General features: G+C 73.6%; 10 protein-coding genes. 2 read left to right on the top strand and 8 right to left on the bottom strand.

The features are described from left to right. Nucleotides 1-322: 322 nt before the first annotated feature. From ACWGE1_RS25200 to ACWGE1_RS25180, 5 genes are all read right to left on the bottom strand, one after another. Nucleotides 323-1,492 (bottom strand): acyl-CoA dehydrogenase family protein, encoded by a 1,170-nt coding sequence (locus ACWGE1_RS25200; RefSeq protein ID WP_453422757.1) that lies wholly within the window; start codon nucleotides 1,490-1,492, stop codon nucleotides 323-325. Next, the gene (locus tag ACWGE1_RS25195) at nucleotides 1,489-3,417 is read right to left on the bottom strand and encodes an ATP-binding protein (RefSeq protein WP_453422756.1); all 1,929 of its coding nucleotides are present in this window, start codon (nucleotides 3,415-3,417) and stop codon (nucleotides 1,489-1,491) included. Before ACWGE1_RS25195 ends, ACWGE1_RS25200 begins: the two co-directional genes overlap by 4 nt. Before the next feature lie 8 nt (nucleotides 3,418-3,425). Next, nucleotides 3,426-5,024: an acyl-CoA carboxylase subunit beta gene (locus ACWGE1_RS25190; RefSeq protein WP_453422755.1), complete on the bottom strand. Its 1,599-nt coding sequence runs from the start codon at nucleotides 5,022-5,024 to the stop codon at nucleotides 3,426-3,428. Next, nucleotides 5,021-6,691, bottom strand: a complete 1,671-nt coding sequence (locus ACWGE1_RS25185) for an acyclic terpene utilization AtuA family protein (RefSeq protein ID WP_453422758.1) — start codon at nucleotides 6,689-6,691, stop codon at nucleotides 5,021-5,023. Before ACWGE1_RS25185 ends, ACWGE1_RS25190 begins: the two co-directional genes overlap by 4 nt. A 68-nt stretch (nucleotides 6,692-6,759) precedes the next feature. Then, nucleotides 6,760-7,572, bottom strand: a complete 813-nt coding sequence (locus tag ACWGE1_RS25180) for a TIGR03084 family metal-binding protein (protein WP_453422754.1) — start codon at nucleotides 7,570-7,572, stop codon at nucleotides 6,760-6,762. Between the two features lie 372 nt (nucleotides 7,573-7,944). On the opposite strand from ACWGE1_RS25180, the gene ACWGE1_RS25175 reads away from it, so the two are divergent. Continuing rightward, a complete protein-coding gene (locus tag ACWGE1_RS25175) occupies nucleotides 7,945-9,567 on the top strand; it encodes an alpha/beta fold hydrolase (protein ID WP_453422753.1) in 1,623 nt (540 codons plus the stop codon). Between the two features lie 319 nt (nucleotides 9,568-9,886). Here the strand turns inward: ACWGE1_RS25175 and ACWGE1_RS25170 are convergent, their stop codons facing one another. Genes ACWGE1_RS25170 through ACWGE1_RS25160 form a run of 3 tightly spaced genes read right to left on the bottom strand, consistent with a single transcriptional unit; the run spans nucleotide 9,887 to nucleotide 14,046 of the window. After that, a complete protein-coding gene (locus ACWGE1_RS25170) occupies nucleotides 9,887-10,249 on the bottom strand; it encodes an iron chaperone (RefSeq protein WP_453422752.1) in 363 nt (120 codons plus the stop codon). Continuing rightward, nucleotides 10,249-11,172, bottom strand: a complete 924-nt coding sequence (locus tag ACWGE1_RS25165; protein WP_453422751.1) for an EamA family transporter — start codon at nucleotides 11,170-11,172, stop codon at nucleotides 10,249-10,251. The genes ACWGE1_RS25170 and ACWGE1_RS25165 overlap by 1 nt, the downstream gene beginning before the upstream one ends. Nucleotides 11,173-11,229: 57 nt before the next feature. Next, the gene (locus tag ACWGE1_RS25160) at nucleotides 11,230-14,046 is read right to left on the bottom strand and encodes an FAD-binding and (Fe-S)-binding domain-containing protein (protein WP_453422750.1); all 2,817 of its coding nucleotides are present in this window, start codon (nucleotides 14,044-14,046) and stop codon (nucleotides 11,230-11,232) included. Nucleotides 14,047-14,130: 84 nt separating this feature from the next. Between ACWGE1_RS25160 and serC the strand changes: the two genes are divergently transcribed. Beyond that, nucleotides 14,131-15,249 carry a phosphoserine transaminase gene (gene serC, locus ACWGE1_RS25155; RefSeq protein ID WP_453422749.1) on the top strand — a complete coding sequence of 373 codons (1,119 nt, stop codon included), beginning with the start codon at nucleotides 14,131-14,133 and terminating at the stop codon, nucleotides 15,247-15,249. Nucleotides 15,250-15,341: the final 92 nt, after the last annotated feature.

Below are 15,341 nucleotides of genomic sequence, written 5' to 3'. Positions count from 1 at the left end.
CCGCAGGACGAGCGCGCAACCCAGGCCGAACGGCACAACCACGGCCGCAGGCGCGAGCCGAGGAGACCCTCGTGCGGGGCACCGACCCACCCCCGCACCGCCAAGCACCCCGCAGGGGATCCGCGCGAGCCGAGGAGACCCTCGTGCGGGGCACCGCCCCACCCCCACGCACCGCCGAGCAACCCCGCAGGGGACCGGCCGAGGAGACCCTCGTGCGGCCCCGACCCACCCATTGAAGCCCCGCCGGCGATTGAGGCGCCCACCCGGGCAGGGGCAGGCCCGCGCAGCAGAGGCACCGCCGAGCAACTCCGCAGGGGATCCGTCAGTAGGACTTGGGGAGGCCCAGGGTTTGGTGGGAGATGAAGTTGAGGATCATCTCGCGGCTGACCGGGGCGATGCGGGCCACGCGGGCGGCCGTGACGAGGGAGGCCAGGCCGTATTCGCGGGTCAGGCCGTTGCCTCCGAGGGTGTGGACGGACTGGTCCACCGCCCGCACGCACGCCTCCCCCGCCGCGTACTTCGCCATGTTCGCCGCCTCGCCCGCGCCCATGTCGTCGCCCGCGTCATACAGCGCAGCGGCCCTCTGCATCATCAGGCGGGCCAGTTCCAGCTCGATGTGCGCCTGGGCCAGCGGGTGGGCCACGGCCTGGTGCGCGCCGATGGGTTCCTTCCACACCTGGCGGGTCTTCGCGTAGTCGACCGCCTTGGCCAGCGCGTGGCGGCCCATCCCGATGGCGAAGGCTGCGGTCATGATCCGTTCGGGGTTGAGTCCGGCGAACAGCTGCAGCAGGCCCGCGTCCTCGTCGCCGACGAGCGCGTCGGCGGGCAGCCGTACGTCGTCGAGGACGAGCTCGAACTGCTTCTCCGCCGCCTGCAGTTCCATCTCTATGACGGAGCGGGAGAAGCCGGGGGCATCGCGGGGGACGATGAACAGGCAGGGCTTGAGGCTGCCGGTACGGGCGTCCTCGGTGCGGCCGACGATCAGGGTGGCGTCGGCGATGTCGACGCCGGAGATGAAGACCTTGCGGCCGGTGAGGACCCAGTCGTCGCCGTCGCGGCGGGCGGTGGTCGTGATGCGGTGGGAGTTGGAGCCGGCGTCGGGTTCGGTGATGCCGAAGGCCATGGTGCGGCTGCCGTCCGCGAGGCCGGGCAGCCAGGTCCTCTTCTGGGCGTCGGTGCCGAAGCGGGCGATGACCGTGCCGCAGATGGCGGGCGAGACGACCATCATGAGGAGGGGGCAGCCCGCCGCCCCGAGTTCTTCGAGGACGATGGAGAGTTCGGCGATGCCGCCGCCTCCGCCGCCGTACTCCTCGGGGAGGTTGACCCCGAGGTAGCCGAGCTTCGCGGCGTCGGCCCACAGCTCGTCCGGGTGGCCGCCTTCGCGGGCGACGCGGGCGAGGTACTCGCGGCCGTAGCGCTGTCCGAGGGCGGCGACGGCGGCGCGCAGGGCCTTGTGCTCTTCGGTCTCGACGGTGCTGGTTGCGGAGCTCATGACGGCGATTCCTCCTGGACTACGGCGAGCAGGGCGCCGAACTCGACCTGTTGGCCGGTGACGGCGTGGAGCGCGGTGAGCGTGCCGGAGGCGGGAGCGAGGATGCGGTGCTCCATCTTCATGGCCTCCAGCCAGAGCAGGGACTGGCCGGCGGTGACGGGGCTGCCGGGTGCCAGGCCCTCGGCGATGCGGACGACGGTCCCGGGCATGGGGGCGAGCAGCGAGCCCCGTTCGGTGCGGTCCTGGGGGTCGGGGAACCGGGGGACGGGGGTGAAGGTGTGAGATCCGAGCGCCGAGTCCACATAGACCTTGTTCGAATTTTGTTTCACGTGGAACGCCCGCCGGATTCCCTCGACTTCGAGGGTGACCAGGGCGGGGGTGGCGGCCACGACCCGGATCCCGGGGTGGTCGACAAGGCTGGGTAGGGCGCCGCGTCCGGGGTGGTAGCGGACCTCGTACTCGGTGCCGTCCGCGCTGTAGCGGTGGATCTGCGGCTGGGAGCGGACGTTGCGCCAGCCGCCGATCCGGGCGGCGAGCGGCGCGTCCGGGCCGGGGGCGGCTGCGGCGAGGGCGGCGGCGAGGGCCGCCGGGGTGGCGTCCGGGGCGCCGCCGGTGAGGGTGTCGAGGTGGCGTTCGTAGAAGCCGGTGTCGAGCTGTGCGGCGGCGAACTCCGGGTGCCGCAGTGAGCGTACGAGGAGGTCGCGGTTGGTGGTGAGGCCGTGGATGCGGGATCCGGCGAGGGCGCGGGCGAGGGCCCGGACGGCCTCGGCGCGGGTCGGGGCGTGGGCGACGACCTTGGCGAGCATGGGGTCGTAGTGGATGCCGACGGTGTCCCCGTCGGTGAAGCCGGTGTCGACGCGGACCTCGCCGGGGATGGCGAGGGTGTGCAGGGCTCCGGTCTGCGGGCGCCAGTCCTGGGCGGGGTCCTCGGCGTAGAGGCGGGCCTCGACGGCGTGGCCGGTGGGTGCCGGGGGCTCCAGGGGCAGGGCCGCGCCCTCGGCGACGCGCAGCTGGAGGGCGACGAGGTCGAGGCCGAAGACGGCTTCGGTGACGGGGTGTTCGACCTGGAGGCGGGTGTTCATCTCCAGGAAGTACGGGCGGCCGTCGGCGGTGACGAGGAACTCGACCGTGCCCGCGCCCCGGTAGGAGACGGCGCGGGCCGCGGCGACGGCCGCCCGGTGGAGGGTCTCGCGCAGAGCTTCCGGGAGGCCGGGCGCGGGGGCTTCCTCGATGACCTTCTGGTGGCGCCGCTGGAGGGAGCAGTCCCGGGTGCCGAGGGCCCAGACGGTGCCGTGGGCGTCGGCGAGGATCTGCACCTCGACGTGGCGGCCCCGCTCCACGTAGGGCTCGGCGAAGACCTCGCCGTCGCCGAAGGCGGAGGCCGCTTCGGCGGTCGCGGCGTCGAGGGCCTCCTTGAGGGTGTCGAGGTCGCGGACGACGCGCATCCCGCGGCCGCCTCCGCCGGCCGCGGCCTTGAGGAGGAGGGGCAGGTCGGCGGGGGTGGCGGCGGCCGGGTCGACGGGGTCGAGGAGCGGCACCCCGGCGGCACGCATCAGTTCCTTGGCCCGGGTCTTGGAGGCCATGGCCTCGATGGCCTCGGGGGGCGGGCCGATCCAGACCAGGCCGGCGGCCAGTACCTCGCGGGCGAAGCCGGCGTTCTCGGAGAGGAAGCCGTAGCCGGGATGGACGGCGTCGGCGCCGGCGGCGAGGGCGGCCTTGATGATCAGGTCGCCGCGCAGGTAGGTGTCGGCGGGGGCCGCGCCCGGCAGGCGTACGGCGGCGTCGGCGTCGCGCACGTGCAGGGCGTCGGCGTCCGGGTCGGAGTGGACGGCGACGGTGGCCAGGCCCAGGGCGCGCGCGGTACGGAAGATCCGGACGGCGATCTCGCCGCGGTTGGCGACCAGGAGGGAGGTCAGGTTCGTCATGTGCGGGCTCACATCCGGAAGACGCCGAAGCCGCCACGGGCGCCCTCGACGGGGGCGTTGTGGACGGCCGACAGGCACAGGCCGAGGACGGTGCGGGTGTCGCGCGGGTCGATGACCCCGTCGTCGTACAGCCGCCCGGACAGGAACATCGGCAGGGACTCGGACTCGATCTGCGCCTCCACGAAGGCGCGCATCCCGGCGTCGGCCTCCTCGTCGTACGGGAGCCCCTTCGCGGCGGCGGACTGCCGGGACACGATGGAGAGCACTCCGGCCAGCTGCTGGGGGCCCATGACGGCGGACTTGGCGCTGGGCCACGCGAAGAGGAAGCGGGGCTCGTAGGCGCGGCCGCACATGCCGTAGTGGCCGGCGCCGTAGCTCGCGCCGATGAGCACGGACAGGTGCGGGACCCTGGAGTTGGAGACCGCGTTGATCATCATCGCGCCGTGCTTGATGATGCCGCCCTGCTCGTACTCCTTGCCGACCATGTAGCCGGTGGTGTTGTGGAGGAACAGGAGGGGGATGTCGCGCTGGTTGGCGAGCTGGATGAACTGGGCCGCCTTCTGGGACTCGGCGCTGAACAACACGCCCTGTGCGTTGGCGAGGATGCCGACGGGGTAGCCGTGCAGGGTGGCCCAGCCGGTGACGAGGCTGGGGCCGTAGAAGGGCTTGAACTCGTCGAAGTCGGAGGCGTCGACGATCCGGGCGATGACCTCGCGCGGATCGAAGGGGGTCTTGAGGTCGGGCGGGACGATGCCGAGGAGTTCCTCGGGGTCGTGGAGGGGTTCCCGGGCCGGTGGCGGCTGCGCGTGCGCCCTTCGCCGGTTGAGCCGGGCCACGACGCGGCGGGCCTGGCGGATCGCGTCGTACTCGTCGAGGGCGTAGTGGTCGGCGAGTCCCGAGGTGCGGGCGTGCATGTCGGCTCCGCCGAGGGACTCGTCGTCGCTCTCCTCGCCGGTGGCCATCTTGACCAGGGGCGGACCGCCGAGGAACACCTTGGAACGGTCCTTGATCATGATGGTGTGGTCGGACATGCCGGGGACGTACGCGCCTCCGGCCGTGGAGTTGCCGAAGACCACCGCGACGGTCGGGATGCCCTCGGCCGAGAGCCGGGTGATGTCGCGGAAGATCGCGCCGCCCGGGATGAAGATCTCCTTCTGGGAGGGCAGGTCGGCGCCGCCCGACTCCACGAGGCTGATGCAGGGGAGGCGGTTCTGCCGGGCGATCTCGTTGGCCCGCAGCGCCTTCTTCAGCGTCCACGGGTTGGAGGCGCCGCCGCGGACGGTGGGGTCGTTGGCGGTGATCAGGCATTCGACGCCCTCGACCGTGCCGATGCCGGTGACCATGGAGGCGCCGACGGGGTAGTCGCTGCCCCAGGCGGCGAGCGGGGACAGCTCCAGGAACGGTGTGTCCGGGTCGAGGAGCAGCTCGACGCGTTCGCGCGCCAGGAGCTTGCCGCGGGCGCGGTGGCGCGCCGTGTACTTCTCGCCGCCGCCCTCCAGGGCCTTGGCGTGCTCGGCGTCGAGGGCGGCGAGGCGCTCCAGCGCGGCGGTCCGCGCCTGGGCGTGCTCGGGGGCATGGGGGTCGACGGTGGTGCCGAGGCGGGTCATGAGCCGGTCCCCTCCGGGGCGGGTACGGAGCCCTTGTCGGGCCGCAGCAGATGGGTCGGGATGTCGAGGTGGCGGGCGCGGAGCCATTCGCCGAGGGCCTTGGCCTGGGGGTCGAAGCGGTGGCCGGAGGCGACGCCGTCGCCGAGGATGCCGGTGACGGTGAAGTTCAGGGCCTTCAGGTGCGGGAGTTCGTGCCGGGTGACGGGCAGAGCGCCGGTCTCGGGGAGCAGGGCCCGGAAGGTGTCCGCCGTGAGGGTGCGCTGCAGCCATTCCCATGCGGCGGCCGACTCGACCCAGACGCCGACGTTGGCGTCCCCGCCCTTGTCGCCGCTGCGGGCTCCCGCCACCGCACCGAGCGGGGCGCGGGTGGTGGGCCCCGCGGGGCCCTCCCCCACCCCGCCCCTTCCCGAAGCGGCGGTCTGCGCCCCCGGCGCCTCGAACGCCGACGGGGCCGCAACGGCGGCCGGGACCGGGACGCGGGTGCCGTCCGGAAGGACCGCCACGTGGGGGACCGAGTCCGCCGGGACCAGGGTGGAGGTGAAGACCCCGTACGGCTGGGCGGGACCCGGTGGGGACGTCACGTGGAAGCCCGGGTAGCTGCCGAGGGCCAGTTCGATCGCCGTCGAGGTCAGCGGGCGGCCCACCCGGTCCGGGGACGGGTCGCGGACGACCAGGCGCAGCAGGGCGCTCCCCGTCTCCTCCGTCGGGGCGTCCTCGTGATCGGTGCGGGACAGGGTCCAGACGGCGTCCGCCACTGGCTCCAGGGCCTCGGCGAGCTGGGACTTGACGAGGTCCGCCTTCGCGTCGATGTCCAGGCCGGTCAGGACGAAGACCACCTCGTTGCGCCAGCCCCCGATCCGTGTGACGCCCACCTTGAGGGTGGCCGGCGGGGCCTCCCCGCGCACTCCGCCGATGCGTACGCGGTCGGCGCCCTCGTCGGTCAGCCGGACCGTGTCCAGGCGGGTGGTCACGTCCGGGCCGAGGTACCGGACGCCCTGGGTCTCGTAGAGGAGTTGGGCGGTGACGGTGCCTGCGGTGACGGCTCCGCCCGTGCCGGGGTGTTTGGTGATGACCGCCGAGCCGTCCTCGGAGATCTCCGCGAGCGGGAAGCCGGGGTGGCGGACGTCGTGCCGGGCGAAGAAGGAGTAGTTGCCGCCGGTGGCCTGCGTACCGCACTCCAGGACGTGGCCCGCGGCCACCGCACCCGCGAGCCGGTCGTAGTCATCCGCGGCCCAGTCGAACCACCAGGCCGCCGGGCCGCTGACCAGTGCCGCGTCCGTGACCCGGCCGGTCACCACCACGTCCGCGCCCGCCCGCAGGCAGGCCGCGATCCCGGCGCCCCCGAGATAGGCGTTGGCCGTCAGCGCCCCGTCCACCTGCGCGGTGAGATCGTCGCCCTCCACATGGGCCACCCGCACCGGGACGCCCGCCTTCGCCGCCAGGGCCCGTACCGCGTCGGCGAGTCCGGCCGGATTGAGGCCGCCGGCGTTCGCGACGATCCGTACGCCCCGTTCGTGCGCGAGCCCGAGCCCTTCCTCCAGCTGGCGCAGGAAGGTCTTGGCGTAGCCGAGCTCCGGATTCTTCAGGCGGTCGCGGCCCAGGATCAGCATGGTCAGCTCGGCCAGGTAGTCCCCGGTCAGCACGTCCAGCGGGCCGCCGGTCAGCATTTCGCGCAGGGCTCCGAAGCGGTCCCCGTAGAAGCCCGAGGCGTTGCCGATGACGAGCGGGCGCCGGGTCACCGCGAGGCCCCCGGCTCCCGGCCCGCACCCGCGGGGCCCGCGAATGCCTGGGCGATGTCAAGCCAGCGGTCCGCGTCGGGGCCGGTCGCGGTCAGGTCCAGGTCGGCGCGGTGGGCCCGCTGGGTCACCAGCAGGCAGAAGTCGAGCGCCGGGCCGGTGACGCGCTGCGGGGCGTCCGGCGGGCCGTACGTCCACACCTGCGGGCCGCCGGGGGCCGTCAGCTCCACCCGGAACTCCCCGGCGGGCGCGGGCAGTCCGCGTACGGCATAGGCGTAGTCGCGGGCCCGTACGCCGATCCGTGCCACGTGCCGCAGCCGCGCGGTCGGGGTGCGGCGCACGCCGAGCGCGTCGGCCACGTCCTGGCCGTGCGCCCAGGTCTCCATCAACCGGGCGCTGGCCATCGAGGCGGCCTTCATCGGCGGCCCGTACCAGGGGAAGCGGGTGTCGGGCGAGGCCGCGGCCAGCGCCGCGTCCAGGGCGCCGCGCGTGGCCCGCCAGCGGGCGAGCAGCTCGGCGGGCGCCAGCTCGGCGCCCTCCTGCGCGCCCTCGTCGACGAAGGTGTCGGGGGCCTTCAGCGCCTGCTCGACCATGCCGGCGAAGGCGGTGGCGTCGGTGAGGGAGAGCAGCGAGGCCCGGTCGGTCCAGTGCAGGTGGGCGATCTGGTGGGCGACGGTCCAGCCGGGCGCGGGGGTGGGCCGGGCCCAGTCGGGATCGGGCAGATCCCCGACCAGGGACTCCAGTTCACGGCCCTCATCGCGCAGATCTGCGAAGACGGCGAAGGCTGCGTCGGCGGCGGACGGATCGGGCACGGGTGCGCTCCCCTCTCGGCGTGAGGGGAAGACTGGCAGCACCCGGCAAAACAATCAAGCACGCTTGCATGATTTTCTCCAACGTCGACGCCTTCCCGCCACGCGCACCAAATCGCCTCACCGGAAAGGCAGTTGCGCCGACGGCGCACCGGCCGCAGGTCCAGCCGCTCGACGGCCACCGGGAACGGAGGGGGCGATTCAGGCCGTAAGCCGGAAACTCGCGATACGTCATCGGATGTCCCGTCGATACTGGGCGTTCCGCTCCGGGCCCGGGCGGGCGCACACACCACGCACCACACCCACGTTCGTGTCACTCGACTCACTCGAATCACTCGACGAAGACGACGAAGACCACGAAGAGGATGGACTGACGTGACTCCAGCCGCCCGCACCCCCTTCTCCCTCTATCCCGAACTCGACGCGACCGCCCTCACCGCCTTCGTCGCCGCCCTGGAGAGCGGCGACGTCACCGGCCTCGCGCCCGCCCGCGCCGCCGAGATCGCCGAGGTCCGCTCCGTCGCCGTCTTCACCCGCGGCAAGGTGACCGGCGCCGACGGGGACCTCCTCGACGCCGCGCTCTGGCGGCACACCGGCTCCCGGCCCCGCCCCGCGATCGTCATGCCCTCGCCCTGGACCAACCTCGGCTGGCTCCCGTACGCCGTCCAGGCCTCCCTCTTCGCCGCCCGCGGCTACAACGTCCTCGCCTACTCCGCCCGCGGCTTCGCCGGCTCCGAGGGCCAGGTCGACGTGGCGGGCCCCCTCGACGTCTCCGACGGCAGCCGGGCCCTGGACCACCTCATCGAGCGCAGCACCGGCCCCGTGACGAAGATCGCCTTCCTCGGGGACTCGTACGGCTCCGGCATCAGCCAGCTCGTCGCCGCGCACGACACCCGCGTCGGCGCCGTGGTCGCGCTCAGCACGTGGGGCGACCTCGGCGAGGCCTTCTACGAGAACTCCACCCGGCACGTCGCGGCCGTACGGGCCCTGCTCGACGCGGCCGCGAAGGCGCGGCTGAGCCCGCAGACGCAGAGCGTCTTCGACAACGTCCTCGCCAACCGCGACGTCCAGGGGACCCTGCGCTGGGCGGAGACGCGCTCGCCCTTCACCCACATCAAGGAACTCAACCGCCGCCAGGTCCCGGTGTTCTTCTCGCACGCCTGGCACGAGACGCTCTTCCCGCCCAACCAGACCCTGAAGATGTTCAACGAACTGACCGGCCCCAAACGCCTCGCCGTCTCCATCGGCGACCACTCCGGACCCGAGATGACCGGCATGCTCGGCCTGCCCAACCGGATCTGGACGGACGCCCACCGCTGGCTCGACCACCACCTCCGGGACATCGACAACGGCATCGGCGACGAGGGACAGGTGCTCGGCGAGGTCATGTGGAGCAAGACCCTCGAACCCCGCCCCACCTGGCACTCCCTCACCGAGCAGGTGGAACGGCTGCACCTGGCGGACGACGGGGAGCTCGGCGACGAGCCGCAGGCCGGCTGGACGTCGACCGTGCTGTGCGGGATGGACACCCCGGCGACCGTCGCCGACAGGATCGTGGAGTCCGGCTACGCGGAGATCGCCGGCCGCCCGAAGATCTACCGGACCCAGGACATCGACCGCTCCGTCGCCGCCGTGTGGACGGCGGACCCGGCCGGGGAGACCACCCGGCTGCGCGGCATACCGCGGCTGCGCGTCACGTACCGGGCGGCGAACCCCGGATCCACCTTCGTCGCGTACCTCCTGGACACGGCGCCCGACGGTACGGCCCACCTCATCACGCACGCCCCGTACACCGACCTGGACTCACCGCCCGACAGCCTGGTCAGCGCCGACATCGAACTCCAGGCGACGGCGTACGACGTCCCGCGCGGCCACCGCCTGATGCTCGTGATCGACGCCCGCGACCCGTTCTACGGCGACGCCAACCTCCCCCGGGCATCCCTGGCCTTCACCTCCCCGGAGTCCACGCCGTCGTACCTGGACCTGCCGCTGGGGTGAGGGGCGGGGGCGGGGCGGGGCGGGGCGGGGCGGGGCGGGGCGGGGGCGGTCGGGCGGTACGGGGTGGCTTCGGGTGAGCGGGAGCCGACTCGGGCGGTGGTCAGGGAGGCGTATGGGGGTTTCCCGTCAGTCCCATCGTCTCTCCGTGTCGGGCCGGCCCCTCAAGGGCGCTCGTTCCTCGCGTCGCTTCGCGATGGCCTTCGGCCACCCTTGACCGCCCGTCCCGCCCCGGACATACGAAGACTGCCGGGAACCCCCCATGCGCGTCTCTGACTGCCGGCCGACCGAAGCCCCGCCCACCCCGCCACCGGAGCCGCCCTCAGCAGACCTTTCCCGCCCCCGGGCCCGCCGCCGCCACTGCCCGCAGCAGGTCGCGCAGGAGGTCGAAGTCGACCTTGGCCGGGTTGCGGAAGCGGAGGCAGCTTTTGCCCATGTCGTGGGGGGCCAGGCGGTCCGCGAAGGCGTCCCGTACGTCCGTGCGCAGCAAGTAGAAGGAGATGTACTGCTTCTGGTTCGCCCAGGCGATCTCGCCGACGGTCTCCCCCGCCCGCACGTACGCAGGCATCCCGTACGCGATGACCTCCTCGAAGCCCGTCAGTTCCGCCAGGCACAGCTCCCGCAGGCGGACCAGGGCGGCCCGGCGGGCCTCGGGGACGGCTGTCAGGTAGGCGGGGACGTCCATCAGGCGGTCTGCTTCCGGGTCTGCGAGCGGACCGCGCCCATGCTGGCCGCGATCACGAGGGCGATGGCCAGGGCGTCCAGTGCGGACATGGCCTGGTTCAGGACGAGGAAGCCCGCGGTGGCGGCGATGGCCGGCTCCAGGCTCATCAGGATCGCGAACGTCGGGGCCGGCATGCGCCGCAGGGCGAGCAGTTCCAGGGTGTACGGAAGCACGGAGGACAGTACGGCCACGCCCACGCCCAGCGCGATCGTGCTCGGGACCAGCAGGTTCGAGCCGGCTCCGGCGATGCCCAGCGGCAGCGAGAGGACCGCTGCCACCGCCATCGCCAGGGCCAGGCCGTCCGCCTGCGGGAAGCGGCGGCCCGTACGCGCGCTGAACACGATGTACGCCGCCCACATCACGCCCGCCCCGAGCGCGTAGGCCGCGCCCAGCGGGTCGAGGGAGCCGAAGCCGAGGCCGCCCCCGCCGTGCCCGGACAGCAGGACGACGCCGCCGAGCGCGAGGCCGGCCCACAGGACGTTGACCAGGCGCCGGGAGACGATGACGGACAGGGCGAGCGGCCCGAGGACCTCCAGGGTGACGGCCGGGCCGAGCGGGATCCGGTCGATGGCCTGGTAGAAGAGGCCGTTCATACCGGCCATGGCGACGCCGAAGGCGAGCACCGTGCCCCAGTCGGAACGGGAGTGGCCGCGCACCTTCGGGCGGCACAGGAGCAGCAGCACGATCGCGGCGGCCGCGAGGCGCAGGGTGACCACACCGGCCGCGCCCGCCCTCGGCATGATCATGACCGCGAGGGCGGCGCCGAACTGCACCGAGACGCCCGCCGAGATCACCAGCGCGACCGGGCCGAAGCGGGACCGGGCCCCTTCGGCGGGGAGCGTGGCGGCGGGGGTGGTCGTCGGGGACGCGGTAGGTGCGGGCATTTATCCAGATTAAGCCGTCGTAAGGAGTGTTGCCGTGTCTCTTGCCTTACACGTTCGCTACGGCTCCATGTCGGGATCCGCCAGTCCCTCCCCCGGTCCGTCCCCCAGTCCCTCCGCCAGCAGCTCGACGAGATGACGCGCGCGGACCCCGCCCAGCTGGGCGATCTGGGTCCGGCAGGAGAAGCCGTCCGCCTGGACCAGCGCGCCCGGCGGGGCCGCGCGCAGGGACGGCAGGAGCTGCTCCTGCGCGCAGGCCACGGACACCTCGTGGTGGCCCGGCTCGAAGCCGAAGTTCCCGGCGAGGCCGCAGCAGCCCCCGCCGAGCTCGCCCGTGAGCCCGGCGCGTTCGCGCAGCCGGCGGTCCGCCGCGTCGCCGAGGACCGCGTGCTGGTGGCAGTGGGTCTGGCCGACCACAGCCCGGTCGAGGCGGGGCGGCCGCCAGGCCGGGGCATACTCCTCCAGGGTCTCCGCGACGGTGCGCACGGCTGCCGCCAGACGGGCCGCGCGGGGGTCGTCGGGCAGCAGGTCGGGCAGGTCGGCGCGCAGGGCCGCGGCGCAGCTCGGTTCGAGGACGGTGACGGGTCCGGACACCTCGCCGACGGTGTCCAGGGTCCGGCGCAGGACCTTGCGGGCGCGGTCGAGCCGGCCGGTGGAGAGGTACGTCAGGCCGCAGCAGACCCGGCCGCCGCGCGGGACGGAGACCTCCAGGCCCGCCGCCCGGAGCACGCGCAGTGCGGCGCGGCCGACCTCGGGGGCCAGGTACTCGGTGAACGTGTCGGGCCAGAGGGTGACGGTGGGCCCGGGCATGGGCGCGAAGCCTGCGGACCTGGGCGCGGAGCCTGCGGCCGCCTGCGCGGGGCCGTCGGCGGCCGGGACCGTACCGCGCGTGAACGGCCGCTTCGCGAGGGGCGGCAGGGCCCGCTCCCGGGTCAGGCCCGGTACGGGCAGGTGGCGCGCGGCCGCGTTGACGGCGCGCGCCGCCCGCAGGCGGGCGATCAGGCGCAGCCACCCGGGCAGGCCGCCCAGCGTGTAGTGGGCGAGCGGCCGGATCCGGCCCGCCCAGTGGTGGTGCAGGAACTCCGACTTGTACGAGGCCATGTCGACGCCGACCGGGCAGTCGCTGCGGCAGCCCTTGCACCCGAGGCACAGGTCGAGCGCCTCGGCGACCTCGGCGGAGCGCCAGCCGCCGGTGATCACCTCGCCGGCCAGCATCTCGTGCAGCAGCCGTGCCCGGCCGCGCGTGGAGTGCTGTTCCTCGCCGGTGGCCCGGTAGGAGGGGCACATCACTCCCGGCCCTCCCGGCTCGGTCGTGCGGCATTTCGCCACCCCCACGCACCGCGCGACCCCGGCCGCGAGCGGGGTGGCGGCGAGCGGGGTGGCCGGCAGCACCGCGAAGCGCAGGTTCTCGTCCAGCTTCGCCGGCCGGACCAGCATCCCCGGGTTCATCCCGCCCGCCGGGTCCCACACGTCCTTGTATGCGCCGAAGAGCCCGATCGTCTGCGCCCCGTACATCTTCGGCAGCAGTTCCGCCCGCGCCTGGCCGTCGCCGTGCTCGCCCGACAGGGAGCCGCCGTGTGCGACGACCAGGTCGGCCAGCTCCTGCGAGAAGGCGCGGAAGCGGGCCACCCCGTCCGCCGAGACCAGGTCGAAGTCGATCCGTACGTGCACGCAGCCCTCGCCGAAGTGCCCGTACGGGGATCCGCGCAGCCCGTGCGCCGCCAGCAGCGCCCGGAATTCCCCGAGGTACGCCCCCAGCCGGGCCGGCGGCACCGCGCAGTCCTCCCATCCCGGCCAGGCCATCGTCCCGTCGGGCATCCTCGTCGCCGTGCCCGCCGCGTCCTCGCGGATCCGCCACAGCGCCCGCTGCGCCGCCGGATCGGTGACCAGCAGGGAGTCCACGGCGTCGGCGGCCCGTACGAGCGCCCGCGCCCCGCCCTCGTCCCGCATCTCCACGAACAGCCACGCCCGGCCCCGCGGCAACGCCGGTGCCCCGCCGCCCACCAGGTCCTCGGCCATCCCCTCCACCGTCAGCGGCCCGTACGGCAGCAGTCCCGCCGCCGCGTCGGCCGCCGCGCTCTCGTCGGCGTACCCGAGCACCGCGAGCACCGGCGCGGCCGGCGCCTCCACCAGGCGCACCACCGCCTCCGTCACCACCCCGAGCGTCCCCTCGCTCCCGCAGAACGCCCGCGCGAGCTGCACCCCGTGCTCGGGCAGGAGCGCGTCGAGGCCGCCGTAGCCGGAGATCCGCCGGGAGAAGGCGGGCGGCATTCCGGTGCGCAGCAGCCCGAGGTGCCCGGTGATCAGGTCCCGCAGTCCGGCGGGAGCGCCGTCCCAGCCCGTTGAGATCCGGTGCGCGGTGCCTCCGTACGCCGTCACCGCCAGCTCGGTCACGTTGTCCGCGGTGGTGCCCCAGGCCACCGAGTGGGCCCCGCAGGCGTTGTTGCCGATCATGCCGCCGAGGGTGCAGCGGGAGTGCGTGGAGGGGTCGGGTCCGAAGGTCAGCCCGTACGGGCGCACCGCGTCCCGCAGCCGGTCGAGGACCAGTCCCGGCTGGACCACGGCGGTGCGCGCCGCCGGGTCCAGCGCCACGAGGGCGTTCATGTGCCGGGTCAGGTCGAGCACCACGCCCACGCCCGTGGCCTGCCCGGCGATGGAGGTCCCGCCGCCGCGCGGGACGACCGGGACCCCGGCTTCGGCGCACACCGCGAGGGCGGCCGCCACGTCCGCGGCGTCGCGCGGGGCGACCACGCCCACCGGGACGCGGCGGTAGTTGGAGGCGTCCATGGTGGTCAGGGCCCGTGCGGCGGCACTGAAGTCGATCTCCCCGCGCAGGTTCTCCCGCAATGTCCGTTCGAGTTCACCGGGTGACGTCACCGTTCCACCCTGCCACCGGCCGGACCCGTCTCATCGGGTGGACGCGCTTCAGAATCGCGGACCGGGACCCGATACGCTCAACTCGTGGCTGAGATCCAGATTCCCGCTGACATCAAGCCCGCCGACGGACGCTTCGGCGCGGGCCCCTCCAAGGTGCGGACCGAGGCGCTGGACGCCCTCGCCGCCACCGGTACCTCCCTGCTCGGAACCTCACACCGCCAGGCCACGGTCAAGAACGTGGTCGGCTCGGTGCGCCAGGGCCTCCGGGACCTCTTCTCCCTCCCCGAGGGGTACGAGGTGATCCTGGGCAACGGCGGCTCCACCGCCTTCTGGGACATCGCGACCGCCGGTCTGATCGAGCAGAAGTCCCAGCACCTCACCTTCGGCGAGTTCTCCTCGAAGTTCGCCACGGCCGCGAAGCTCGCGCCGTGGCTGGACGCGCCGTCCGTGATCTCCTCGGAGCCGGGCACGCACCCGGAGCCGGTGGCCGAGGCGGGCGTGGACGTGTACGCGTACACCCACAACGAGACCTCCACGGGTGTGGCGGCGCCGATCAAGCGCGTCGCGGGCGCCGACGCCGGGTCCCTCGTTCTGGTGGACGCGACCTCGGGCGCCGGCGGTCTGCCGGTGGACATCACCGAGACGGACGTCTACTACTTCGCTCCGCAGAAGTCCTTCGCCTCGGACGGCGGCCTGTGGCTGGCCGCGTTCTCCCCGGCCGCCCTGGAGCGTGCGCAGCGCGTGCACGCCTCCGGCCGGCACATCCCGGAGTTCTTCTCGCTGCCGACGGCGATCGACAACTCGCTGAAGAACCAGACGTACAACACCCCGGCGCTGGCCACCCTCTTCCTGCTGGACCAGCAGCTGGAGTGGATGAACAGCCAGGGCGGCCTGGAGTTCACCACCGGCCGTACGGCGGCCAGTGCGCGCAACCTGTACGGCTGGGCGGAGGCGTCCAAGTACGCGACCCCGTTCGTCGTGGACGCCGACAAGCGCTCGTCCGTCATCGGCACGATCGACTTCTCGGACGACATCGACGCGGCGGCCGTCGCCAAGGTGCTGCGCGCCAACGGGATCGTGGACACCGAGCCGTACCGCAAGCTCGGCCGCAACCAGCTCCGTATCGCGATGTTCCCGGCGATCGACCCGGCGGACGTGCAGGCTCTGACGGCCTGCATCGACCACGTGATCGAGAAGCTCTGACCCCCACCCGCCCCGTACGACCCGAGGCCCCCGGTGACCCGATGTCACCGGGGGCCCCGGCGTTCCCGCGCCGCCGTGTTCGCCCACGCCGC

Source organism: Streptomyces sp. NPDC054932 (assembly GCF_053610205.1).
This window is presented reverse-complemented; position numbering and strand designations above follow the sequence as displayed.

Excerpts from the sequence above, each read along its gene's own strand:
- ACWGE1_RS25200 (WP_453422757.1), bottom strand. The coding sequence starts at position 1,492 with ATGAGCTCCGCAACCAGCACCGTCGAGACCGAAGAGCACAAGGCCCTG.
- ACWGE1_RS25195 (WP_453422756.1), bottom strand. The coding sequence starts at position 3,417 with ATGACGAACCTGACCTCCCTCCTGGTCGCCAACCGCGGCGAGATCGCC.
- ACWGE1_RS25190 (WP_453422755.1), bottom strand. The coding sequence starts at position 5,024 with ATGACCCGCCTCGGCACCACCGTCGACCCCCATGCCCCCGAGCACGCC.
- ACWGE1_RS25185 (WP_453422758.1), bottom strand. The coding sequence starts at position 6,691 with ATGCTGACCGGCGGCCCGCTGGACGTGCTGACCGGGGACTACCTGGCC.
- ACWGE1_RS25170 (WP_453422752.1), bottom strand. The coding sequence starts at position 10,249 with ATGGACGTCCCCGCCTACCTGACAGCCGTCCCCGAGGCCCGCCGGGCC.
- ACWGE1_RS25165 (WP_453422751.1), bottom strand. The coding sequence starts at position 11,172 with ATGCCCGCACCTACCGCGTCCCCGACGACCACCCCCGCCGCCACGCTC.